The 24,096-nt window shown below is 70.2% G+C and carries 20 protein-coding genes and 1 other RNA gene; 20 read left to right on the forward strand and 1 reads right to left on the reverse strand.

The annotated features are described in order from the left end of the window. The first annotated feature begins 45 nt into the window (after positions 1–45). The 17 genes from rsmI to lpxC all read left to right on the forward strand — a co-directional run bounded on the left by rsmI (position 46) and on the right by lpxC (position 18,988). Positions 46–879: a 16S rRNA (cytidine(1402)-2'-O)-methyltransferase gene (gene rsmI, locus D1793_RS02940; RefSeq protein ID WP_240407757.1), complete on the forward strand. Its 834-nt coding sequence runs from the start codon at positions 46–48 to the stop codon at positions 877–879. Between the two features lie 50 nt (positions 880–929). Beyond that, positions 930–1,282, forward strand: an RNA gene (rnpB, locus tag D1793_RS02945) — RNase P RNA component class A. 61 nt (positions 1,283–1,343) lie between these two features. Beyond that, positions 1,344–2,300 carry a 16S rRNA (cytosine(1402)-N(4))-methyltransferase RsmH gene (rsmH, locus tag D1793_RS02950; RefSeq protein ID WP_119020813.1) on the forward strand — a complete coding sequence of 319 codons (957 nt, stop codon included), beginning with the start codon at positions 1,344–1,346 and terminating at the stop codon, positions 2,298–2,300. Between the two features lie 10 nt (positions 2,301–2,310). Beyond that, positions 2,311–2,634, forward strand: a complete 324-nt coding sequence (gene ftsL / locus D1793_RS02955; protein WP_119020814.1) for a cell division protein FtsL — start codon at positions 2,311–2,313, stop codon at positions 2,632–2,634. Continuing rightward, positions 2,631–4,340: a penicillin-binding transpeptidase domain-containing protein gene (locus D1793_RS02960; protein ID WP_119020815.1), complete on the forward strand. Its 1,710-nt coding sequence runs from the start codon at positions 2,631–2,633 to the stop codon at positions 4,338–4,340. Before ftsL ends, D1793_RS02960 begins: the two co-directional genes overlap by 4 nt. 51 nt (positions 4,341–4,391) lie before the next feature. Further along, positions 4,392–5,918 carry a UDP-N-acetylmuramoyl-L-alanyl-D-glutamate--2,6-diaminopimelate ligase gene (locus D1793_RS02965; protein WP_119020816.1) on the forward strand — a complete coding sequence of 509 codons (1,527 nt, stop codon included), beginning with the start codon at positions 4,392–4,394 and terminating at the stop codon, positions 5,916–5,918. Then, complete coding sequence (murF, locus tag D1793_RS02970) at positions 5,915–7,300, forward strand: UDP-N-acetylmuramoyl-tripeptide--D-alanyl-D-alanine ligase (RefSeq protein ID WP_119020817.1); 1,386 nt, start codon at positions 5,915–5,917, stop codon at positions 7,298–7,300. The genes D1793_RS02965 and murF overlap by 4 nt, the downstream gene beginning before the upstream one ends. A 9-nt stretch (positions 7,301–7,309) precedes the next feature. Next, a complete protein-coding gene (mraY, locus tag D1793_RS02975; protein WP_119020818.1) occupies positions 7,310–8,392 on the forward strand; it encodes a phospho-N-acetylmuramoyl-pentapeptide-transferase in 1,083 nt (360 codons plus the stop codon). Positions 8,393–8,424: 32 nt separating this feature from the next. After that, positions 8,425–9,804, forward strand: coding sequence for a UDP-N-acetylmuramoyl-L-alanine--D-glutamate ligase (gene murD, locus D1793_RS02980; RefSeq protein WP_119020819.1), 1,380 nt, complete (start codon positions 8,425–8,427; stop codon positions 9,802–9,804). Beyond that, entirely contained in the window at positions 9,801–11,072 is a 1,272-nt protein-coding gene (ftsW, locus tag D1793_RS02985; RefSeq protein WP_119020820.1) for a putative lipid II flippase FtsW, read from the forward strand. The genes murD and ftsW overlap by 4 nt, the downstream gene beginning before the upstream one ends. Before the next feature lie 29 nt (positions 11,073–11,101). Then, a complete protein-coding gene (gene murG / locus D1793_RS02990; RefSeq protein WP_119023546.1) occupies positions 11,102–12,157 on the forward strand; it encodes an undecaprenyldiphospho-muramoylpentapeptide beta-N-acetylglucosaminyltransferase in 1,056 nt (351 codons plus the stop codon). Positions 12,158–12,209: 52 nt separating this feature from the next. Next, on the forward strand, positions 12,210–13,622 hold the full coding sequence (gene murC / locus D1793_RS02995; RefSeq protein ID WP_119020821.1) for a UDP-N-acetylmuramate--L-alanine ligase: 1,413 nt from the start codon (positions 12,210–12,212) through the stop codon (positions 13,620–13,622). Then, positions 13,619–14,548, forward strand: coding sequence for a D-alanine--D-alanine ligase (locus tag D1793_RS03000; protein WP_119020822.1), 930 nt, complete (start codon positions 13,619–13,621; stop codon positions 14,546–14,548). Before murC ends, D1793_RS03000 begins: the two co-directional genes overlap by 4 nt. Further along, a complete protein-coding gene (locus D1793_RS03005) occupies positions 14,545–15,270 on the forward strand; it encodes a cell division protein FtsQ/DivIB (RefSeq protein WP_119020823.1) in 726 nt (241 codons plus the stop codon). The genes D1793_RS03000 and D1793_RS03005 overlap by 4 nt, the downstream gene beginning before the upstream one ends. Before the next feature lie 194 nt (positions 15,271–15,464). Further along, positions 15,465–16,754 carry a cell division protein FtsA gene (ftsA, locus tag D1793_RS03010; protein WP_119020824.1) on the forward strand — a complete coding sequence of 430 codons (1,290 nt, stop codon included), beginning with the start codon at positions 15,465–15,467 and terminating at the stop codon, positions 16,752–16,754. A 34-nt stretch (positions 16,755–16,788) separates the two neighbouring features. Beyond that, entirely contained in the window at positions 16,789–17,964 is a 1,176-nt protein-coding gene (gene ftsZ, locus D1793_RS03015; protein ID WP_119020825.1) for a cell division protein FtsZ, read from the forward strand. 112 nt (positions 17,965–18,076) lie between these two features. Beyond that, entirely contained in the window at positions 18,077–18,988 is a 912-nt protein-coding gene (gene lpxC, locus D1793_RS03020) for a UDP-3-O-acyl-N-acetylglucosamine deacetylase (RefSeq protein WP_119020826.1), read from the forward strand. Positions 18,989–19,074: 86 nt separating this feature from the next. Here lpxC and D1793_RS03025 read toward each other — a convergent pair whose 3' ends face one another. Then, positions 19,075–19,536: a DciA family protein gene (locus D1793_RS03025; RefSeq protein ID WP_162899897.1), complete on the reverse strand. Its 462-nt coding sequence runs from the start codon at positions 19,534–19,536 to the stop codon at positions 19,075–19,077. A gap of 115 nt (positions 19,537–19,651) precedes the next feature. Here D1793_RS03025 and D1793_RS03030 point away from each other — a divergent pair, with 115 nt between their 5' ends. From D1793_RS03030 to argJ, 3 genes are read left to right on the forward strand one after another with little or no spacing between them, the layout of a single operon-like run. Next, on the forward strand, positions 19,652–20,023 hold the full coding sequence (locus D1793_RS03030; protein WP_240407758.1) for a hypothetical protein: 372 nt from the start codon (positions 19,652–19,654) through the stop codon (positions 20,021–20,023). 59 nt (positions 20,024–20,082) lie between these two features. Continuing rightward, positions 20,083–22,812 (forward strand): preprotein translocase subunit SecA, encoded by a 2,730-nt coding sequence (gene secA, locus D1793_RS03035; RefSeq protein ID WP_119020828.1) that lies wholly within the window; start codon positions 20,083–20,085, stop codon positions 22,810–22,812. Positions 22,813–22,842: 30 nt separating this feature from the next. Then, positions 22,843–24,060: a bifunctional glutamate N-acetyltransferase/amino-acid acetyltransferase ArgJ gene (argJ, locus tag D1793_RS03040; protein WP_119020829.1), complete on the forward strand. Its 1,218-nt coding sequence runs from the start codon at positions 22,843–22,845 to the stop codon at positions 24,058–24,060. Positions 24,061–24,096: the final 36 nt, after the last annotated feature.

Here is a 24,096-nt window from a genome sequence, read left to right on the forward strand (position 1 = left end):
CATTGCGCCGAGGAGCCACAAGTGTCAGACGCTAACTCAGCCTCATTGTACGTGGTCGCCACGCCGATTGGGAATCTGGAGGACCTGAGCCCGCGCGCCGCGCGGCTGCTGGGCGAAGTGGCGCTGATCGCCGCCGAGGATACCCGCCATACCGGCCGGCTGCTGCGCCACCTGGGGCTCTCGGTGCCGCTGCTCTCGTTGCATGAGCATAACGAGGCGGCGCGGGTCGAGCAGCTGGACGCCCGGCTGGTGGCCGGCCAGTCCATCGCCCTGGTCTCCGACGCCGGCACGCCGCTGATCAGCGATCCGGGCTTCGTTCTGGTACGCGAGCTGCGCGCCCGGGGGCGGCGCATCGTGCCGGTACCGGGCGCCTGCGCTCTGGTGGCCGCGCTCTCGGCGGCGGGCCTGCCCACCGACCGCTTCACCTTCCAGGGATTCCTGCCGGCCAAGGGGAGCGGACGCCGGGCGCGCCTCGAGGCGCTGGCCGCCCGGGAGGAGACCCTGGTCTTCTACGAGTCGCCCCATCGCATCCGCGACACCCTGGCCGACCTGGCGACGGTGGTCGGCGAGCGGCGCCTGGTGCTGGCCCGGGAGCTGACCAAGGCCTTCGAGACCTTCCTCGACGGCTCGGCGGACGAGCTGCTGGCGCGCATGGAGGCCGACCCCGACCAGGCCCGCGGCGAGTTCGTGGTGATGGTGGCCGGTGCCGCCCCCCGCGTGGAAGAGGGGGCCTCGGTGGTGGAGGGTGAGGCGCTGCTCGCCGCGCTGCTGGCCGAGGGCGTTGGCGTCAAGCAGGCGGCCTCGGTGGCGGCGCGGGTGGTGGGGGGCGCCAAAAAGGCCTGGTATGCCCGCGCCCAGGCTCTCAAGGATGCGGGTTGAGCCGCGATCAGGCATTGAGGGGCCTGCGGGGCGCTGTTATCCTTGCCGCGGGAGTCGGCCAGACAGTCGCCGCCGGAGTGATCCGGGGGAGGAAAGTCCGGGCTCCACAGGGCAGAGTGCCAGGTAACGCCTGGGCGGCGTGAGCCGACGGAAAGTGCAGCAGAGAGCAGACCGCCTACGTCTCCTTCGGGAGGCCGGTAAGGGTGAAAGGGTGCGGTAAGAGCGCACCGCGCGCCTGGTAACAGTGCGTGGCACGGTAAACCCCACTCGGAGCAAGACCAAATAGGAACCCCATGACGTGGCCCGCGTCGGGTTCGGGTAGGTTGCTTGAGGGTCGCGGTGACGCGCCCCCTAGAGGAATGACTGTCCACGACAGAACCCGGCTTATCGGCCGGCTCCCCCCTGATTTCCACCCCTGAGCGTGCGGTCTGTGGCCGACCCGCCAGCCCATGATCGAGATACGCATGTCGTCATCCGCACCTGATACTGCCTCGCGCGGCTTCCGTCATGCCAGCGTCCTGCTCGACGGCGCCGTGGAGGCCCTGGTGCACGACACCGACGGGGTCTACCTGGACGGCACCTTCGGCCGCGGGGGCCACTCCCGCGCCATCCTCGCCCGGCTCTCGCCGGCCGGGCGCCTGATCGCCATCGACCGCGACCCCGAGGCCATCGCCGAGGCCGCGGCCATCGACGATACCCGCTTCACCATCGAGCGCGCGGAGTTCGCCCGCCTGGGCGAGATCGCCGGGCAGCACGGCGTGCACGGCCAGCTGGCCGGCATCCTGCTCGACGTGGGCGTCTCCTCGCCGCAGCTTGACGACCCCGAGCGCGGCTTCAGCTTCCTTCGCGACGGCCCCCTGGACATGCGCATGGACCCCACCCAGGGGGAGAGCGCCGCTGCCTTCATCGCGCGCGCCAGCGAAGCCGAGCTGGCGCGGGTGTTCAAGGAGTATGGCGAGGAGCGCTACGCCCGCCGGCTGGCCAAAGCCATCGTCGCCCGTCGCGGCGAGCAGCCCTTTCTGCGCACCGCGGACCTGGCCGAGGTGGTCAAGGTCGCTCACCCCGCCTGGGAGAAGCACAAGCATCCCGCGACGCGGGTCTTCCAGGCGCTGCGCATCCATGTCAACGGTGAGCTCGAGCAGCTCGATGCGGCCCTGGAGGCGGCCCTGGAGGCCCTGGCTCCCGGTGGCCACCTGGTGGTCATCAGCTTCCACTCCCTGGAGGATCGCCGGGTCAAGCGCTTCATTCGCCACCACGTGCGCGGCGATTCCCACCTGCCGCGGGGCATGCCGATTGCCGATACGGAGCTCGAGCGGCGCCTCGAGGCGCTGGGCAAGGCGCAGCGGGCTGGCCCCGAGGAGGTCGAGGAGAACCCCCGGGCACGCAGTGCGGTGATGCGGGCGGCTCGCAAGCGTTACTGAGGGAGGCGATATGACACAGGGACGAACGTCGAGATCCGGATTCGGCTGGCCGCTGGTCCTGCGGCCCAGCCCCTCCCTGCTGGTGGTGGCCGCCCTGCTGGTGGCCAGCCTGGTCAGCGCCCTGGCGGTGATCACCACCAGCCACCTGACCCGTGAACAGTATGGTCGCCTGCAGCAGCTCGAGCGCGAGCAGAACCAGCTGCAGACCGAGTGGGGGCAGCTGCTGCTTGAGGAGAGCACCTGGTCGTCGCCGGCGCGCATCGAGCGCCTGGCCATGGAGCGCCTGGAGATGCGCCTGCCCGATGTGTACGAGGTCGAGGTGATCCGACCATGAGCACCGAGGTCCGCAGCGGCGTCTCGCCCCGTCGCCCTCCCCCCATGGCACCCATGGGGGGGCTGCGCTATGGCCTGATGCTGGGGATCGTGCTGTTGGCACTGGGCTTGCTGGTGGGGCGTATTGTCATCCTCCACGTGGTGGACCGCCCTTTCCTGCAGGGGCAGGGGGACGCCCGCACCCTGCGTACCGACCCGATTCCCGCCCATCGCGGCATGATCAGCGACCGCAACGGCGAACCCCTGGCCATCTCCACGCCGGTGGTGACCCTGTGGGCCAATCCCCAGGACGTCCCGGAGGATCCCATTCAGCGCCTGCAGCTGGCCAGGGCGCTGGGCATGGAGCTCGACGACCTCGACGCGCGCCTGGAGCGCTTCGCCTCCCGGGAGTTCATGTTCCTGCGCCGCCAGCTGACCCCGGAAGCGGCCCAGCGGGTGCTGGACCTGCGCATTCCTGGGGTCTATCGCCAGGACGAGTACAAGCGCTACTACCCGGCGGGGGAGGTGACCGCGCAGCTGCTCGGCGTCACCAACGTCGACGACGTGGGCCAGGAGGGCCTCGAGCTCGCCTACCAGTTCTACCTGGCCGGGGAGCCGGGGCAGCGCCGCGTGCTGAAGGACCGTCGCGGACGTCTGGTGCGCGACCTGGAGGTGCTGCGCGAGGCCCGCCCCGGCGGCGAGCTGACGCTTTCCATCGACCAGCGCCTGCAGTACATGGCCTACCGCGAGCTCAAGGCGGCGGTGGCCGAGCATGATGCCGACGGCGGCGTGGTGGTGATGATGGACGCCCGCACCGGCGAGGTGCTGGCCATGGCCAACCAGCCCTCCTACAACCCGAACAATCGCGCCGGCCTCGATCCCCGCGGCCTGCGCAACCAGGCCATCGTCGACGTCTTCGAGCCCGGCTCGGTGATGAAGCCGCTGGCCATGGCGGCGATCATGGAGAGCGGCCAGTTCCCCCGCGATGTGGTGGTGGATACCTCGCCGGGCTGGATGCGCATCGACCGCTTCACCATCCGCGATATCCGCAACTACGGCCGGCTCGACCTCGCGGGCATCCTCGAGAAGTCCTCCAACATCGGCATGTCGAAGTTGGTTCTGGAGCTCGACGACCCCCTGGTGCCGGACCTCTACCGCCGGCTCGGCCTCGGCCAGAGTCCCGAGACCGGCTTCCCCGGCGAGTCCACCGGTACCCTGCCGGCGCCGGTGCGCTGGTCGCGCAGCCAGTGGGCCGCGCTCTCCTACGGCTACGGCCTGTCGACCTCCGCGCTGCAGCTGGCCAGCGCCTACACCGCCATCGCCAACCACGGCGAACGCCTGCCGCCGTCGCTGCTCAAGCTCCCCGAGCCGCCGCCGGGGGAGCCGGTCATCGACCGCGCCGTGGCTCACGACCTGCTGCGCATCATGGAGGAGTCCGTGCAGCCGACCACCGGGGCGCGGCGCGCCATGGTGCCGGGCTACCGGGTGGCCGGGAAGTCCGGCACGGTGCGCAAGACCGGTACCGGCGGCTATGTGCAGAACGCCTACCGCAGCCTCTTCGCCGGTATCGCGCCGGTTTCCGACCCGCGCATCGTCACCGTGGTGATGATCGACCACCCTCGTGGTGACAGCTATTTCGGCGGCGCCGTGGCGGCGCCGGTCTTCTCCCGCGTCGTCGGCAGCGCCCTGCGCCTGCTCGACGTGCCGCCCGACCAGCGCAGCCGCTGAGGCCCCCATGACCCTGAGCCCACACCCGATCCGACAGCTGCGAGGCGACCCATGCAGGTGACCCCCTCTCGCCTGACGGCGACCCTCCAGCGCCTCTGGCCCGAGGTGCGCCCCTTGCCTGAACTCGCCGTGGCGACCCTCGGGCTCTCAACCGACAGCCGCCGGGTCGGGCCGGGCACGCTGTTCGTGGCGGTGCCCGGGGTGGCCGCCGACGGCCGCGACTTCATCGCGGCGGCGCTGGCCGCCGGGGCCTGTGCGGTGCTCTGCCACTCGGGCGATGGGCGCGCCTGCCCCGACGATCCCCGCGTGCTGCCGTTGCCCGGCCTGCGCGAGCGGCTGGGCGAGCTGGGGCGCGAGCTCTTCGCCGTGCCGGGCACCCTGGAGCTGATTGGCGTCACCGGTACCAATGGCAAGAGCTCGGTGACCCACTATATCGCCGAGCTGAGCCAGGCACTCGGGATCGAGGCGGGCCTGGTCGGCACCCTCGGCCATGGGCGCCCCGGCGCCCTGCACGACGGCGGCCTGACCACGCCGGGGCCGCTGGCGCTGCAGGCGGCGCTGGCCGAGCTGGCCGGCGCGGGCGTTCGCCGGGTGGCCATGGAGGTCTCCTCCCACGCCCTGGAGCAGGGGCGCCTCGACGGCTGCCGACTCTCCGCGGCGGTATTCACCAACCTGACCCGCGACCACCTCGACTACCACGGCAGCATGGCCGCCTACGCCGCGGCCAAGGCGAGGCTCTTCCGCCGCGAGGAGCTGCGCCTTGCCGTGGTCAACGCCGACGATCCCCTGGCCCGGCTGATGCTGGCCGGGCTCCCCGGTGGTCAGGAGGGGCGGGTGCGGGTGCTGGCCACCGGGCAGGGCGAGGCGGTGACCTTCCGGGTCATCGACTGGCACCCCCACGGCGCCGGCCAGCGGGCGCTGGTGGCGACCCCCGAGGGGGAGCGGGTGCTGGAGACCTCGCTGCTCGGCCGCTTCAATCTGGACAACGTGCTGCTGGCCATCGCCACCCTCTACGGGCTCGGGCATGGCACCGGCGAGCTCATTGAGGCCGCCGCGGGCCTCGCCCCGGTGCCCGGGCGCATGGAGGCGCTGGTGCGCCCCGGCGCCCCCACCGTGGTGATCGACTATGCCCACACTCCCGATGCCCTGGACAACGCCCTGGCCGCCCTGCGCGCCCACCGGCCGGCGGATGGCCGGCTGTGGTGCCTGTTCGGCTGCGGCGGCGACCGCGACCCGGGCAAGCGGGCGCTGATGGCGGCCGCCGCCGAGCGCCACGCCGATCGCCTGGTGGTCACCGACGACAATCCCCGCGGGGAGGACCCGGCCGCGATCCGCGCGGCGGTGCTGGCCGGGCTCTCCGCCGAGGCGCGCCGGCAGGCGCTGGAGATCGCCGGGCGCGGCGCGGCGATCTCCCGGGTGCTGGTTGATGCCGACGCCGAGGACCTGGTGCTGATCGCCGGCAAGGGCCACGAGACCTATCAGGAGATCGCCGGCGTGCGGCATCCCTTCTCGGACCTGGTCGAGGCCGAGCGTGGCCTGGCCGCCCGGGCGCCTGCCGGCGGGGAGGCGACGCCATGAGCCGCTGCGGATTGACCACCCTGGCCGAGGTGGCCGAGGCGCTGGGCCTCGAGGCACCGGCGGCGGAGCTGCCCATCGACGCTATCGTCACCGATACCCGTCGGCTGAGCCCGGGCAGCCTGTTCGTCGCCCTGCGCGGCGAGCGCTTCGATGCCCACGACTTCCTCGACAAGGCCCGGGAGGCCGGCGCCGCGGCGGCGCTGGTCGAGGCCGGCACCATGGCCGACAGGGCACGCCCGGAGAACCTGGCGCTGCTCGAGGTGGCCGATACCCGCCTGGCCCTGGGGCTGCTCGGCCGCGCCCGGCGCCGCGCCTGGGGCGGCCCCCTGGTGGCGGTGACCGGCAACAGCGGCAAGACCACCGTCAAGGAGATGCTGGCCGTCATCCTGGCGCGGCGGGGGGCGACCCTGGCCACCCGGGGCAACCTCAACAACGACTTCGGTGCGCCGCTGACCCTGCTCGAGCTCGGTCCCGAGCACCGCCAGGCGGTGGTGGAGCTCGGCGCCAACCACCTCGGCGAGATCGCCTGGACCAGCGTGCTGGCCGAGCCCGGGGTGGCGGTGATCACCAACGTCACCGGTGCCCACGTCGGCGAGTTCGGCGGCATGGGGCGCATCGCCCAGGCCAAGGGGGAGATCCTCGCCGGTCTGCCGGCCGACGGGGTGGCGGTGCTCAACCGCGACGACGCCTACTTCGCCACCTGGGCGCGCCTCGCCGCGCCGCGGGAGGTGCGCGATTTTGGCCTCGATCCCCGCGCCCGGGTCACCGCCCGGGCGCTGGCCTGCGATGCCCTGGGGCGCTATGCTTTCACGCTTGTCGCCGACGGCGTCGAGCTGGGGCGCGTGCGGCTCGGCCTGCTGGGGCGCCACAACGTGGCCAATGCCCTGGCGGCGGCGGCGGCGGCGCTGGCCATGGGCCTGGCCCCCGACGAGGTGGTGGCAGGCCTTGCCGAGGCGGTGCCGATGCCAGGAAGGCTCTCCGTCGTGCCGGGCATCAACGGCTCACGCCTGCTGGATGATACCTATAATGCCAACCCCGGCGCGGTGAGGGCGGCGCTCGACCTGCTGGTCACGCTGCCCGGCCCCCACTGGTGCCTGCTGGGCGCCATGGGGGAACTGGGGGAGGCGTCCGAACGGCTGCATGCCGAGATCGGAGACTACGCACGGAAACTGGGAATCGACTTCCTCGGTACCTGCGGCGAGGCGGCCAGCGCCGCCTCCCGGGCCTTCGGCCCAGGCGGGCGCCACTTCCAGGAGCGCGAGGCGCTGGTGCGTCACGCCCTCCACCATCTTCCTCCCGGCGCCAGCGTGCTGGTCAAGGGATCGCGCAGTGCCGCCATGGAGCAGGTGGTGACGGCACTGCGCCAGGATCGATCAAGGTGAACGCGATACATGCTGCTCTATCTGGCTGAGTTCCTGGCGCACTACTTCAGCGCCTTCAACGTCTTCAACTACCTGACCCTGCGCATGATCCTGGGCACCATCACCGCCCTCGGGCTCTGCCTGTGGCTGGGGCCGGTGATGATCCGCCGCCTGGTCGAGCGCCAGATCGGGCAGGCGGTGCGCGACGACGGCCCCCAGTCACACCTCTCCAAGGCCGGCACGCCCACCATGGGCGGGGCCATGATCCTGATGGCCATCGCCGTCAGCACCCTGCTGTGGGGCGATCTCGGCAACCACTACGTCTGGATCGTGCTGGGGGTGACCCTGGGCTTCGGGGCCATCGGCTGGGTCGACGACTATCGCAAGGTGGTGGAGAAGAACCCCCGCGGCCTGCCCGCGCGCTGGAAGTACCTGTGGCAGTCGGTGGTCGGCCTGGCCGCCGCGGTGCTGCTCTACGCCACCGCGGCCTCGCCGGTGGAGACCAGCCTGATTGTGCCGCTGTTCAAGGACGTGGTGGTGCCGATGGGGGTGTTCTTCATCGTGCTGACCTACTTCGTGATCGTCGGCAGCTCCAACGCGGTGAACCTCACCGACGGCCTCGACGGCCTGGCGATCATGCCCACCGTGCTGGTGGCCATGGGGCTGGCGGTGTTCGCCTACGCCACCGGCAATGCGGTGTTCGCCAACTACCTGCAGATCCCCTTCATTCCCGGGGCCGGTGAGCTGGCCGTCTTCTGCGCCACCATCGCCGGCGCGGGGCTCGGCTTCCTGTGGTTCAACACCTATCCCGCCCAGGTCTTCATGGGCGACGTGGGGGCCCTGGCGCTGGGGGCGGCGCTGGGCGTGGTGGCGGTGATCGTGCGCCAGGAGATCGTGCTCTTCATCATGGGTGGCATCTTCGTGATGGAGACCATCTCGGTGATCCTGCAGGTGGGCTCCTACAAGCTCACCGGTCGGCGCATCTTCCGCATGGCCCCGCTGCACCATCATTATGAGCTCAAGGGCTGGCCCGAGCCGCGGGTCATCGTGCGTTTCTGGATCATCACCGTGGTGCTGGTGCTCATCGGCCTGGCCACCCTCAAGGTGCGCTGAGCGAGGCCCTCCACGCGGGCAAGGAGCAGGATATGGTCAAGGTGCCGACAGGCGTCACCCTGGTGGTCGGGCTCGGGATCTCGGGGCGCGCCATCTGTCGCCATCTGGAGCGCCAGCGGGTGCCCTACATGGTGGCCGATACCCGTGCCGTGCCGCCGGGCATCGACGACTTCCATGCCGCCCACCCCGGCGTGGCCATCCACTGCGGCCCGCTGACCGCCCTCGACCTCTCCGAGGTGGAGGAGGTGGTGGTGAGCCCCGGCATCGACCCTCGCACCCCGGGCCTCGACGTCCTGGACGGGCGCCTCCGCGAGGCCACCGGCGAGCCGCTGGTGGTCGGCGAGATCGCCCTCTTCGTGCGCGCCGCCCGGGCGCCCATCGCGGCCATCACCGGCTCCAACGCCAAGTCCACCGTGACCACCCTGGTGGGGGAGATGGCCGTCGAGGCCGGTCGTCGCGTGGCGGTGGGGGGCAACCTGGGCACCCCGGCCCTGGACCTGCTCGCCGACGAGCCCGATGCCGACTTCTACGTGCTCGAGCTCTCGAGCTTCCAGCTCGAGACCACGCCCAGGCTCGGCGCCGAGAGCGCGGCCTTTCTCAACCTCTCCGAGGACCACCTGGACCGCCACGGCGACATGGCCGGCTATCGGGCCGCCAAGCTCGGCATCTTCCGCGGGGCGCGTCACGGGGTGGTCAACGCCGAGGACCCCAACACCTGGCCGGAGCAGCGGCTGCCCTTTCAGGACAGCTTCACCACCCGCCCGCCCGAGGCCGGCGAGTGGGGCATCGGCCGCCACCGGGATGCCGACTGGCTGATGCACGGCGACACGCCGCTGATGCCCGCCGCCGAGGTGCGCCTGGCCGGTCGCCACAACCAGGCCAATGCCCTGGCCGCGCTCGCCATGGGGCGCCGGCTGGGCTTGCCCATGGAGCCGATGTGCCGGGTGCTGCGGCGCTTTCCGGGGCTGCCCCATCGCGGCGAGGTGGTGGCCGAGGTGGGCGGCGTGCGCTGGATCAACGACTCCAAGGGCACCAACGTGGGGGCGACGCTCGCCGCCATCGCCGGGCTCGGCCCGACCCTGGCGGGCCGCCTGATCCTGCTGGCCGGCGGCGTCGGCAAGGGGGCCGATTTCGCCCCCCTGGCCGAGCCCCTGGCCCGCTACGGCCGCGAGGCGATCCTATTCGGCCTCGATGCCGAGCGCCTGGCGCGTGCCCTGCGCGAGCGGCTGCCGCTGACCGAGGTGGAGGACCTGACCGCGGCCATGGCCCGGGCCGCGGCGATCGCCGAGCCCGGCGACTGCGTGCTGCTCTCGCCGGCCTGTGCGAGCCTCGACCAGTTCGCCAACTACCAGGAGCGCGGCGAGGTGTTCCGGCGCTGGGTGCGCCGCCACCTGGCCGAGGAGCAGGCATGAAGCGCGCGTCCCGGTTCTCCCGGCTCTCCCGGCTTCGCGAGCGGCTCTCCACCCGCGACCAGCCCTTCGATGGCTGGCTTCTGATCGCGACCCTGTCGCTGATGCTGATCGGCTGGGTGATGGTCACCTCGGCGTCATCGGAGGTGGCGGCGAGCCTGACCGGCAATCCCTGGTACTTCAGCATCCGTCACGGCCTCTTCCTGGTGATGGCGCTGGCCGCGGCCGCCTGCGTGCTGCGCATCCCCCTGGGGTGGTGGAAGGTCAACGGCCCGCTGCTGCTGCTGGTGGGCATCGCCCTGCTGGTGCTGGTGCTGCTGGTGGGGCGCGAGATCAACGGCAGCAAGCGCTGGATCTCGATCCCCGGGGTGCCCTTCAACCTGCAGGCCTCCGAGGTCGCCAAGCTCTGTCTGATCGCCTACATGGCCGGCTACCTGGAGCGCTTCCTGCCCCAGGTGCGCCGGCAGTGGGGCGCCTTCCTGCGCCCGCTGCTGATCCTTGCCATCATCGGCCTGCTGCTGATCCTCGAGCCGGACTACGGCGCCGTGGTGGTGATGACCGGCTGCGTGATGGGCATGCTGCTGATGGCGGGGGCCCCCTGGGGGCGCTTCCTGCTGCTGGCGCTGCTGGTCGCCGCCGGCGGGGCCCTGCTCGCCATCGCCGAGCCCTACCGCCTGGCGCGCCTTGCCAGCTTCGCCGACCCCTGGGCGGACCAGTTCGCCAGCGGCTACCAGCTGACCCAGGCGCTGATCGCCTTCGGCCGCGGCAGCTGGCTGGGCATGGGGCTCGGCAACAGCGTCCAGAAGCTCTTCTACCTGCCCGAGGCCCACACCGACTTCGTCTTTGCGGTGCTCGCCGAGGAGCTCGGCCTGTTCGGCGCCGTGGGGGTGGTGGGGCTCTTCGCGCTGCTGATCTGGCGGGCCATGGCGGTGGGCCGCCGTGCCGAGCTGGCCCAGCTGCCCTTCGCGGCCTACCTCAGCTACGGCATCGCCCTGGTGGTCGGCGCCCAGGCCTTCATCAATATCGCCGTGAGCAGCGGCATGCTGCCCACCAAGGGACTGACCCTGCCGCTGCTCAGCTACGGCGGGTCGAGCCTGTTGGTCAGCGCGGTGATGATGGCGCTGCTGTTGCGGGCCGACATCGAGACCCGCCAGGCCCAGCGGCGGGCGAGCCCCGCGGCGCCCAGGAGCGATGGACGCCGGGAGCCCTCCCTGGCACCGCCGGGTCCCGCTTCCTCGCCACTCTCTCAACGACAAGGAGTCGCCAAGTGAGCAAGCGACCGGGACACCGCGTCCTGATCATGGCCGGAGGCACCGGCGGCCACGTCATCCCCGCTCTCTCCCTGGCCCGGGGCCTGGCCGAGGAGGGGGTGGAGGTGGCCTGGCTGGGCAGCCCCCGCGGCATCGAGAACCGCCTGGTGCCAGAGGCCGGCATTCCCCTGCATCGCATCGCGGTGTCGGGGCTGCGCGGCAACGGTGCGGCCGGCTGGTTGCTGGCGCCGTTCAACCTGACCCGCGCCGTCTGGCAGGCGTGGCGGGTGATCCGCGCCTTCGACCCCCAGCTGGTGGTGGGCCTCGGCGGCTTCGCCAGCGGCCCCGGCGGCCTGGCCGCCTGGCTGGCGCGTCGCCCCCTGGTGATCCACGAACAGAACGCCGTGGCGGGGCTCACCAACCGCGCGCTGTCACGGCTGGCCCGGCGCGTCTATGCCGCCTTTCCCCAGGCCTTCGGTGCCCGCGGCGAGGTGATCGGCAACCCGGTGCGCGAGGAGATCGCCGCCCTGGGCGAGTCGCCACGCCCGGCCGCGGCGATGCGTGGCCGGCGCCTGCGCCTGCTGGTGGTGGGCGGCTCCCTGGGGGCCCAGACGCTCAACGAGCGTCTCCCCGAGGCCCTGGCTCGCCTGCCCGAGGGCGAGCGACCCGAGGTGCGCCACCAGGCGGGACGCGATAAGGACGCCGCCACCCGCGAGGCCTACGCCCGCGAGGGCGTGAGTGCGGAGGTGACGCCCTTCATCGATGACATGGCCGAGGCCTACGGCTGGGCCGACCTGGTGGTCTGCCGGGCCGGCGCCCTGACGGTGGCGGAGCTGGCCGCCGCGGCCAGGCCGGCGCTCTTCGTGCCTTTTCCCTTCGCGGTGGACGATCATCAGACCGCCAACGCCCGAGCGCTGGTGGAGGAGGGGGCCGCCGAGCTGCTGCCCCAGTCCGACCTCACGGCGGCGACGCTGGCCGATCGGCTGGCGGCGCTGCTCGATCCCGATACCCTTGCCACCATGGCCGCGCGAGCGAGGGCCTGCGCGCACCTCGACGCCGACGAGCGCCTGGTGGCCGGCTGCATGGAGACAGGTTTTGAGCGATAGCACGTCACGGCCGGTTCCCGGCCAGTCCGTCCCCCCCGAGCGGGGCCTGGGCATGCGCCGGATCCGGCACATCCATTTCGTGGGCATCGGCGGCGCCGGCATGTGCGGCATCGCCGAGGTCCTGGCCAACCAGGGCTATACGGTCAGCGGCAGCGACCTGAAGGCGTCGACGGTAGTGGCGCGGCTGCGCCAGTGCGGCATCACGGTGGCCATCGGCCACGATGCCCACCACGTGGTCGGCGCCGATGTCGTGGTGGTCTCCACCGCGGTGGACGAGGCCAACCCCGAGATCGTCTGGGCCCGGGAGCACCGGGTGCCGGTGGTGCGCCGCGCCGAGATGCTCGCCGAGCTGATGCGTTTCCGCCACGGCATCGCCGTGGCCGGGACCCACGGCAAGACCACCACGACGAGTCTCACCGCGACCCTGCTCGGCGAGGGGGGGCTCGACCCCACCTTCGTGATCGGCGGTCGGCTGACCAGCGCCGGCACCAATGCCCGGCTGGGGGAGGGCGACTACCTGGTGGCCGAGGCGGACGAGTCCGACGCCTCCTTCCTGCACCTGCAGCCCATGGTCTCCATCGTCACCAACATCGATGCCGACCACATGGCCACCTATGGCGGCGACTTCGAGAAGCTCAAGACCACCTTCCTCGAGTTCCTGCACAACCTGCCGTTCTATGGCCTGGCGATCCTGTGCATCGATGATGACAACGTGCGCGGCCTGCTCGACCGGGTGCATCGCCAGTTCATCACCTACGGCTTCAGCGAGGACGCCGATTACCGCATCGCCGACTTCGTCCAGCAGGCCGGCGAGATCCGCTTCACCGCCCATCGCCCCGGCGGGCTGGCGCCGCTCGCCGTCCGGCTGGCCATGCCCGGCCGCCACAACGCCCTGAACGCCCTGGCGGCTATCGCCGTGGCCACCGATGCCGGGGTCGACGACGACGCCATCCTGCGGGGCCTGGCCGGCTTCCAGGGGGTGGGGCGTCGCTTCCAGGTGCAGGGGCACTTCCCGGCGCCGGGCGGCGAGGGCGAGGTGATGCTGGTGGACGACTACGGTCACCACCCCCGCGAGGTGGAGATGGTGATCCGGGCGGTGCGCGCCGGCTGGCCCGAGCGCCGCCTGGTGATGCTCTACCAGCCCCATCGCTACTCGCGCACCCGGGATCTCTTTGAAGACTTCGTGCGGGTGCTCTCCGGTGTCGACACCCTGCTGCTGCTGGACGTCTACAGCGCCGGCGAGGCGCCGATTCCCGGCGCCGAGGGGCGCACCCTGGCCGGTTCCATCCGCCAGCGCGGCGAGGTGGACCCGATCTTCGTCCAGGAGAAGAGCGAGCTGCCGGGCCTGCTGGCCCGGGTGTTGCGCCCGGACGACATCCTGATTACCCAGGGCGCCGGCGACGTGGGCGGCATCTCCCTGGCCCTGGCCGAGGCGGCCCTTGAGCTCGACGAGGTGACCCTATGAGCCTGGTGAACGACCTGGGCCGCGTGGCCGTGATCTACGGCGGCAGCTCCGCCGAGCGGGAGGTCTCGCTGAAGAGCGGGGCGGCGGTGCTGGCGGCGCTCACCCGCGCCGGCGTGGATGCCATCGGCTACGACCCCGCCGACGGCGGGCTGGTGGGGCTCGAGGCCCTGGCCCCTGACCGCGTCTTCATCGCCCTGCACGGCCGCGGCGGCGAGGATGGCACCCTGCAGGGGGCGCTGGAGCTGCTCGGCATTCCCTACACCGGCAGCGGCGTGCTCGCCTCGGCCCTAGGCATGGACAAGCAGCGCACCAAGCTGGTGTGGCAGGCCCTCGGCCTGCCCACGCCGGAGTCGGTGATGCTGGAGGCCGACGCCGACTGGTCGGCGGTGGTGGCGCGCCTCGGCCTGCCGCTGATCGTCAAGCCGGTGCACGAGGGCTCGACGCTGGGCATCAGCATCGTCGAGAGCGCCGAGGCCCTGGCGACGGCCTACCACGAGGCGGCCCGCTTCGACGCCCGGGTGATGGCCGAGCGCTTCATCAAGGGCGACGAGTATACGGTGTCGCTGCTCGGCGACGAGGTGCTGCCGGCGATCCGTGTCGAGGTGCCCGGGGGCTTCTACGACTACGAGGCCAAGTACCTCTCCGACGAGACGCGCTACCACCTGCCCTGCGGGCTCGGCGATGCCGAGGAGGCCGAGCTCGGCGAGCTCTGCCGTCGCGCCTTCGAGGCGGTCGGCGCCGAGGGCTGGGGGCGGGTGGATGTGATGCGCGATGCCGAGGGGCGCTTCTGGCTGATCGAGATCAACACCTCGCCGGGCATGACCGACCACAGCCTGGTGCCCCAGGCCGCGGCCCACGCCGGCATCGATTTCGAGGCCCTGGTGCTGCGCATCCTGGCCACCACCCTGGAGGCGAAGCGGGCATGACGCGTCGCGGTGGCCTGCTCGGGGTGGTGCTGCTGCTGGTGCTGTTCGGCGCCGGCGGTCGGGCACTGTGGCTGTGGCTCGACCGGCCCATCGAGCGGGTCTCCATCGCCGGCGAGTTCACCCACGTCAGCGCCGATTACCTGCGCGACCAGCTGGCACCGCTGATCCGCGGCCGCACCTGGCTGTCGGTCAACGTGGCCGAGCTGCGCGAGGAGGCGCTGGCCATCGACTGGCTTGTCGAGGTGCGGGTCACCCGTGAGTGGCCCAATGCGCTGACCTTCGAGCTGGTCGAGCAGATTCCGGTGGCGCGCTGGAACGACGACTACCTGCTCAATCCCGAGGGCGAGCCCTTCGCCTTCGGTCCGGTGTCGCCGCCCGGCGACCTGCCGGATCTCGCCGGCCCCGCCGGCAGCGGGGCGGAGGTGCTGGCCTACCACGAACGGCTGGCCACTCGCTTCGGCGCCATGGGCCTCGAGCTCTCCCAGCTACGCCTGGAGCCCCGTGGCGCCTGGCGCTTCCAACTGGACGATGGGGTCTGGGTGATGCTCGGTCGCAACGACCGCGAGGCGCGGCTGGGCAGGCTCTCCGCGGCCTGGCAGCGGCAGCTCGGCTCCCAGGCGTCGCATATCCGCTACATCGACCTTCGATACCCCAACGGCGTGGCCGTTGCCTGGCACGGCGAATCCGACCCCGCCGAGGATGATGAGTCGGTCGAGGGCTGAGACCATTTTCTCCGCAAAGGCGCATGTTCGAGGGACTGCGCCTGTTTCTTTTGGGGCAAAATCACCGTATCGTGAAAGATGAATTTTTCTGTGGGGTGGAGGATCAACCCGAGTTGTTCCTATAATTGCCCCCAGGTTCATTTTCCGTGTTGCAGGCTCCGAAGCGGGCCAGGTTCTAGGAGAGTTCCCGACTCATGGCAGGTCCTTCCAATGCGTCCAATATGGTAGTCGGGCTGGATATCGGAACGTCCAAGGTCGTGGCGATCGTGGGTCAGCCCACAGACGATGGCGGCATCGAGATCGCCGGTATCGGCTCGCACCCCTCCCGCGGCATGAAGAAAGGGGTGGTGATCAACATCGAATCCACGGTGCTCTCCATCCAACGCGCCGTGGAGGAGGCCGAGCTGATGGCCGGCTGTGATATCCACTCGGTCTATGTCGGCGTCGCCGGCAGCCATATCAGCTCCATGAATTCCGACGGCGTGGTGGCGATCAAGGAGCGCGAGGTCACCCCCTCCGATATCGATCGCGTCATCGACTCCGCCCGGGCCCGGGCCATCTCCGAGGGCCAGCGGGTCCTCCATGTGTTGCCCCAGGAGTTCTCCATCGACACCCAGGGCGGCATCCGCGAGCCACTGGGCATGTCCGGGGTGCGCCTGGAAGCCCGGGTACACCTGGTCACGGCGGCGCTGAACGCCGTGCAGAACATCGAGAAGTGCGTGCGCCGCTGCGGCCTCGAGGTCGATGCCATCATCCTCGAGCAGCTCGCCTCGAGCATGGCGGTGCTCACCGAGGACGAGCGGGAACTGGGCGTCTGCATGGTGGACATCGGCGGCGGCACTACCGATATCGCCGTGTTCACCGAGGGGGCGATTCGCCATACCGCGGTGATCCCCATCGCCGGGGACCAGGTCACCAACGACATCGCCATGGCCCTGCGCACCCCGACCCAGCACGCCGAGGAGATCAAGGTCAAGTACGCCTGCGCGCTGACCCAGCTGGCCGCCAGCGACGAGCTGATCAAGGTGCCCAGCGTCGGCGACCGCCCGGCCAGGGACCTCTCCCGCCAGGCGCTGGCCGAGGTGGTGGAGCCGCGCTACGAGGAGCTCTTCACCCTGGTGCGCGACGAGCTGCGCCGCAGCGGCTACGAGGATCTGGTGGCCGCCGGGGTGGTGCTGACCGGTGGCACCGCGCGCATGGAAGGGGTGGTGGAGCTCGCCGAGGAGATCTTCCACATGCCGGTGCGCATCGCCTGCCCGCAGAACGTGCGCGGCCTGGCCGATGTGGTCCGCAACCCGATTTATTCGACCGGAGTCGGTTTGCTACATTACGCTCTGCAGGAAAATCGGCAGGGGCATGGTCGACAGACACAGGGCAGCTTGGTGCCGGTTCAGGCGCGGCGTGAGGACGCCGGCCGTCGCGGCTTCAGGGAAAGCATACCGGCGCTGGCAAGGTTCAAGGGCTGGTTGAAAGGAAATTTCTGACAGGGTCGCCATGGCGACCCAGGAGACGGGGCTAATGTTTGAACTGGTAGATAGCGCACCCTCAAGCAGCGCGGTCATCAAGGTGATCGGTGTCGGCGGCGGCGGCGGCAACGCCGTCAATCACATGGTCGAGAGCAACATCGAGGGCGTGGAGTTCATCTGCGCCAACACCGATGCCCAGGCGCTCAAGCGGGTCTCCGCCAAGACCGTACTCCAGCTGGGTACCGAGATCACCAAGGGGCTCGGCGCCGGCGCCAACCCCGAGGTGGGGCGCCAGGCGGCCATGGAAGACCGCGAGCGGATCGCCGAGCTGCTCAACGGTGCCGACATGGTCTTCATCACTGCCGGGATGGGCGGTGGTACCGGCACCGGCGGTGCCCCGGTGGTGGCTCAGGTGGCCAAGGAGCTGGGTATCCTCACCGTGGCGGTGGTGACGCGTCCCTTCCCCTTCGAGGGTCCCAAGCGCATGCGCGCCGCCGAGGAGGGGATGCGTGAGCTCTCCGAGCACGTCGACTCGCTGATCACCATTCCCAACGAGAAGCTGCTCTCGGTGCTGGGCAAGAGCGCCAGCCTGCTGACTGCCTTCAGCGCCGCCAACGATGTGCTGCTGGGCGCCGTTCAGGGCATCGCCGAGCTGATCACAAGCCCGGGCATCATCAACGTCGACTTCGCCGACGTGCGCACCGTGATGTCCGAGATGGGCATGGCGATGATGGGTTCCGGCAGCGCCATCGGCGAGAACCGCGCCCGGGAAGCCGCCGAGAAGGCCATTCGCAGCCCGCTGCTCGAGGACGTCGACCTCCACGGTGCCCGTGGCATCCTGGTCAACATCACCGCCGGCCCGGATCTCTCCATCGGCGAGTTCAACGACGTGGGCGCCACCGTTCAGGAGTTCGCCTCCCAGGACGCCACCATCGTGGTGGGCACCTCCATCGACATGGAGATGTCCGACGAGCTGCGTGTCACCGTGGTGGCCGCCGGGCTCGACGGCCGTCAGCAGGCCAAGGCCGCGACCCGCGAGCCGGCCAAGCGTGTCGAGGCAGGCAGCGACTATCGTCAGCGTCAGGCGCAGCCAGCCATGCGCCAGCAGGCCGCCCGCGCCGCCGCCGAGCCGGAGGAAGCCGCCAAGCCGCGTGCCGAGAAGCGACGCTCCCAGGAGCTCGATGACTATCTCGATATCCCGGCCTTCCTGCGCCGCCAGGCGGATTGAGGGGCGCTATCGAGTCCATAGAGCGTGCCGGGCGAGGTTTCTTTGTCGAAACGCCCGTTCGGTGTTATAGTGAACAGTGTTTGATAACCCGACAACAGCCTGGCCACCTCTCATGATCAGACAACGCACCCTGAAGAACGTCATCCGCGCCACAGGCGTCGGCCTGCACTCCGGAAAGAAGGTCTACATGACCCTTCGCCCGGCGCCCGTGGATACCGGCATCGTCTTCGTGCGCACCGATCTGGATCCCGAGGTGCAGATTCCGGCGAAGGCCCACAACGTCACCGACACCACCCTGTGCACCGCGCTCTCCTCGGGCGGCGCCAAGGTGGCCACGGTGGAGCACCTGATGTCGGCCCTGGCCGGACTCGGCATCGATAACGCCTATGTCGACCTCAGCGCCCCCGAGGTGCCGATCATGGACGGCAGTGCTGGCCCCTTCGTGTTCCTGATCCAGTCCGCCGGCATCAGCGAGCAGAATGCGCCCAAGAAGTTCATCCGTATCAGGCGCGAGATCACGGTGACCGAAGGCGACAAGGAAGCCACCTTTCGCCCTCATCAGGGCTTCAAGGTCGCCTTCTCCATCGACTTCGACCATCCGGTGTTCGAAGAGCAGACCCAGACGGCTATGGTGGACTTCTCTACCACCTCCTTCGTCAAGGAGGTGTCGCGGGCCCGCACCTTCGGCTTCATGCGTGACCTGGAGTACCTGCGTTCCAACAACCTGGCGCTCGGTGGCAGCCTCGACAACGCCATCGTGGTGGACGACTACCGCATCGTGAACGAGGGCGGCCTTCGCTATGACGACGAGTTCGTCAAGCACAAGGTGCTGGATGCCATCGGCGACCTCTACCAGCTCGGCCACAGCCTGATCGGCGAGTTCCGCGGGGTGAAGTCGGGCCATGCGCTCAACAACCAGCTTTGCCGCGCCCTGCTGGCCCAGCCCGACTCCTACGAGATCGTCACCTTCGAGGAGGAGGCCGCCGCCGCGCCCATCTCCTACGCGGCCCCGGCCATGGCCTGACGACATCCCATCCCCCGCCCGTGACATCGAGAAGGCCCGCCAGCATCTGGCGGGCCTTTCTCGCTATAGGGGGCAGGGCGCTGCTTTCATGGCTTGCGCGCAGCATGGGCGGCCAGTCGCTGGAGCGCCGCCTTTAGCCGCGGGTCGACCACGTCCTCGGCGCAGCTCGCGAGCTCGTCGGCGGCTCGGGCCGGCAGGTGGCGCACCTGGCGCAGCGGCGCCTTCACCGGTCGTATCGGTCGGACCTTAAGGGTGAAGCCGGTCACCGCCTCGAAGCCGGGCAGCTGGTGAAGCCGTTCGAGCAGTCGCGGCTGCTCATAGCGCAGCCGGGTGAGCCAGGCGGCACGGTCGGTGATCAGCGTCAGGCGACCGTCGCGAAAGCCGCCCACGTGCAGGTGCTCGGCCACTTCCGGGGGGAGCTGGTCACGCAGGTGCTGTTGAGCGCGCTCGATCAGTCGCGCCATGCGCATCAGCGAGCCGAGTTCGCCGTGGCCATCGAGCAGGCGGGTCATGGGCTGGGCGCGGAAGCGCTTAGCCTTTATACTCATGGGCTTGTTTCTCGGGGCCTTGTTCCGGTCGCCGGACAGGAAAGCCACACTCACTCTTCACTGTGCCGGGCGCTGATGCCCGCCAGCCTAGCACGCTCGGGAGTCCATCGACAGCATGCCCGCCCGCACCCAGCATGACGATGCCAAGGCGCCTGCCGCCATGAGCCGGCGGCGCCCGGCGCGCTGGTGGCTGGCCGGGCTGCTGGTGGGGTGCCTGCTGCCGGCCGGTCTGGCCCAGGGGGAGCCGCTGCGGCAGGCCGAGCGCCTGGTGCAGGTGTGCATCCTGGCACCGGCGCTGATCCGGGCCAGCTCCCGGCTGCAGGCCCGCCGCCGCGCGCGGCGTGCCTGGCCGCTGCGCGTCCTCGGCCGCCTCGGCGCCCGCGGGCGACGTCCCCTGCCGCCATCCCCCTGCCGCCGTCCGGCGACCGCGGCCCATGATGTCCTGACCCGTCGGGGTCCGCCCTGCGTTGGCACGCTGAACCCCTGATCCTGGCCGGCTGCCTCGGGCGGCTGGCACGTTGCCACACGCAAAGACTGGACCCCCCAATGATCAATTCCCTGTTACGCAAGGTCGTCGGCTCCAAGAACGATCGTGAAGTGAAGCGCATGAGCCGCCAGACCGACCGCATCACCCTCCTCGAGCCGGAGCTGCAGGCGCTGGACGACGCCTCTCTGCAGGCGCGCACCGAAGCCTTCCGTGGCCGTCTCGACGCCGGCGAGGCACTCGATGACCTGCTCGTCGAGGCCTTCGCCACCGTGCGCGAGGCGGGCAAGCGGGTGATGGGCATGCGCCACTTCGATGTTCAGATGATCGGCGGCATGACCCTCAACAGCGGCCGCATCGCCGAGATGAAGACCGGTGAGGGCAAGACCCTGGTGGCGACCCTGGCCGTCTACCTCAATGCCCTGCCCGGCAAGGGCGTGCACGTGGTCACGGTGAACGACTACCTGGCGCGCCGTGACGCCGAGTGGATGCGTCCGCTCTATGAGTTCCTCGGCCTCACCGTCGGCATCATCCATGCCGGTCAGACCAGCGAGGAGAAGCGCGCGGCCTACGCCTGCGACATCACCTACGGCACCAACAACGAGTTCGGCTTCGACTATCTGCGCGACAACATGGCCTTCTCGCTGGAGGACAAGGTCCAGCGCGGGCTCAACTTCGCCATCGTCGACGAGGTGGACTCGATCCTGATCGACGAGGCGAGGACGCCGCTGATCATCTCCGGCGCCGTGGACGAGAATACCGAGCTCTACAAGGTTGTGGACCGCCTGGCGACCCACCTAGTGGCCTGCGAGGATCCCGAGGAGCCGGCCAGCGGCGACTTCCTGCTCGACGAGAAGCACAAGCAGGTGGAGATCACCGAGACCGGCCACAACAAGGTCGAGGAGCTGATGCGGGCGGAGGGGCTGCTGGGCGAGGAGGACTCCCTCTACGCGGCCCAGAACCTCAACCTGCTGCACCACATGCATTCGGCGCTGCGCGCCCGTCACCTCTACCATCGTGACGTGGACTATATCGTCGCCGAAGGCCAGGTGGTGATCGTCGACGAGCACACCGGGCGCACCATGCCGGGCCGCCGCTGGTCCGAGGGCCTGCATCAGGCGGTCGAGGCCAAGGAGGGCGTGGCAGTGCAGCGCGAGAGCCAGACGCTCGCCTCGACCACCTTCCAGAACTACTTCCGCCTCTACGACAAGCTGGCCGGCATGACCGGTACCGCCGACACCGAGGCCTTCGAGTTCCGCCAGATCTACGGCCTCGACGTGGTGGTGATTCCCACCAACAAACCGCTGGTGCGCCGCGACCTCAACGACCTGGTCTACCTGACCGCCGAGGAGAAGTTCGAGGCGATCATCAAGGACGTCCAGGCCGAGACCGAGGCCGGACGCCCGGTGCTGGTGGGGACCGCCTCCATCGAGACCTCGGAGTACCTGGCCGGGCTGATGAAGCAGGCCGGCCTCGCCTTCAGCGTGCTCAACGCCAAGCAGCACCAGAGCGAGGCGGAGATCATCGCCCAGGCGGGCCGCGCCGGCGCCATCACCATCGCCACCAACATGGCCGGCCGCGGCACCGACATCATGCTGGGCGGCAACTGGGAAGCCGAGGCGGCCAAGCTCGACAACCCGAGTCCCGAGCAGCTCGAGGCGCTCAAGGCCGCCTGGCAGGAGCGCCACGATGCGGTGCTGGCCGCCGGCGGCCTGCACGTGATCGGCTCCGAGCGCCACGAATCGCGGCGCATCGACAACCAGCTTCGTGGCCGTGCCGGTCGCCAGGGGGACCCGGGCTCGACCCGTTTCTTCCTGTCGCTGGAGGACAGCCTGATGCGGCTGTTCGGCTCCGACCGGGTGCAGCGCATGATGAAGGCCCTGGGCCTGGAGCGCGGCGAGGCGATCGAACACAAGATGGTCTCCAACGCCGTGGAGCGCGCCCAGAAGAAGGTCGAGAGCCGCAACTTCGATATCCGCAAGCAGCTGCTCGAGTATGATGACGTGGCCAACGACCAGCGCCGTGTGATCTACGAGCAGCGCAACGAGATCCTGGCCGCCGAACAGGTCTCCGAGGCCGTGGCGGGCATTCGCCAGGAGGTGCTGGACCTGGCCATCAGCGACTATGTGCCGCCCCAGAGCCTCGCCGAGCAGTGGGATCTCCCCGGGCTTCAGGACCACCTCAAGGCCGAGTTCAACCTGGACGTCCCGGTGGTGCAGTGGGCCGAGGAGGACGACCGCTTCCACGAGGAGCAGCTGCGCGAGCGGCTGCAGACCCTGCATCGCGAGACCTACGAGGCCAAGGTGGCCGAGGCCGGCGAGGCCCTGATGCGCCGCTTCGAGAAGCAGGTGATGCTGCAGGTGCTCGACACCCGCTGGAAGGAGCACCTGCAGTCCATGGACCATCTGCGCCGGGGCATCCACCTGCGCGGCTACGCCCAGAAGAACCCCAAGCAGGAGTACAAGCGCGAATCCTTCGAGCTGTTCCAGAACCTGCTGGCCAATATCAAGGCCGATGTGACGCGCATCCTCAGCCATGTGCAGGTGCGGCGTCCGGAGGAGGTCGAGGAGCTCGAGCAGAAGCGTCGCGAGGCGCTGGAGCGCGAGAAGGCCATGGCGGACAGCCGTCACGAGGATCCCGATGCGCTCGACCGCCCCGAGGAGTCGGGGGCGCCGCTGCCGGGAGCGGATGGACGCCCGGTGCGCCGCGAGGGGCCCAAGGTGGGCCGCAACGATCCCTGCCCCTGCGGGTCGGGCAAGAAGTACAAGCAGTGCTGCGGCAAGCTGGACTGAGCCGCCGCCCACCAGACAGGAGACGAGACGATGGCAGTGGGTAATGCAAGCTTTCCCGAGATGCCGGCGATCCCCGGCGTGCGCCTGGGCACCGCCATGGCGGGCATCAAGAAGGCCAACCGCCGTGACCTGGTGGTGATCGAGGCGCCCGCCGGTGCCCGCGTGGCGGGGACCTTTACCCGCAACGCCTTCTGCGCGGCGCCGGTCACCGTGGCCCGCGAGCACCTGGCCTCCGGCCAGCCGGCCCGCTACCTGGTGATCAATACCGGCAACGCCAATGCCGGTACCGGTGAGGTAGGGCTTGCCGATGCCCGCGCCACCTGCGCCGAGCTGGGGCGCCTGGCCGGGGTGCCCGGCGAAGCCGTGCTGCCGTTCTCCACCGGGGTGATCGGCGAGCCGCTGCCCATGGAGCGGGTGCTGGCGGGCCTGCCCGTGGCGCTGGCGAACCTGGCGGAGGAGGGGGACTCCTGGCACCAGGCCGCCGAGGGCATCCTCACCACCGACACCCGCGCCAAGGGTGCCAGCGTGACCCTGGCGCTGGGGGAGGCCACGGTCACCATCAACGGCATCGCCAAGGGCTCGGGCATGATCCAGCCCAACATGGCGACCATGCTGGCCTTCGTGGCCACCGACGCCACCCTCGACCAGGCGCTGCTCGAGGAGATGCTGCGCGAGACGGTGGATCGCTCCTTCAACTGCATCACCGTGGACGGCGACACCTCCACCAACGACGCCTGCATGCTGATCAGTACTCAGCAGGGACCGCGGGTCGAGGGGGAGGAGGCCATCGCCATCTTCCGCAACGGTCTGCAGCGGGTCATGACTGAGCTGGCCCAGGCGATCATCCGCGACGGCGAGGGAGCCACCAAGTTCGTGACCCTGCAGGTGAACGGGGCCGCGAGCCGTCAGGAGGCTCTCGACGTGGCCTTCACCGTGGCCAACTCGCCGCTGGTCAAGACCGCGCTCTTTGCCTCGGATGCCAACTGGGGTCGGATACTGGCGGCGGTCGGCCGTGCGCCGGTCGAGGACTTCGATGTCTCCCGGGTGGCCATCGACCTGGGCGAGGTTCGCTTGGTGGAGGCCGGTGGCCGGGCGCCCTGCTACACGGAAGAGGCCGGCAGTGCGGTGATGGCCAGGGAGGAGATCCCCATTCGCATCGACCTGGGACGCGGGGAGGAGAGCGCCACGGTATGGACCACCGACCTCTCCCATGAGTATGTAACCATCAACGCCGACTATCGCAGCTGAGCGATCGGTCAGCCGCCGGACAGAGCATCCCGCCCC

The sequence above is a fragment of the Halomonas sp. JS92-SW72 genome, from assembly GCF_003547075.1.
Classification (GTDB): domain Bacteria; phylum Pseudomonadota; class Gammaproteobacteria; order Pseudomonadales; family Halomonadaceae; genus Halomonas; species Halomonas alkalicola.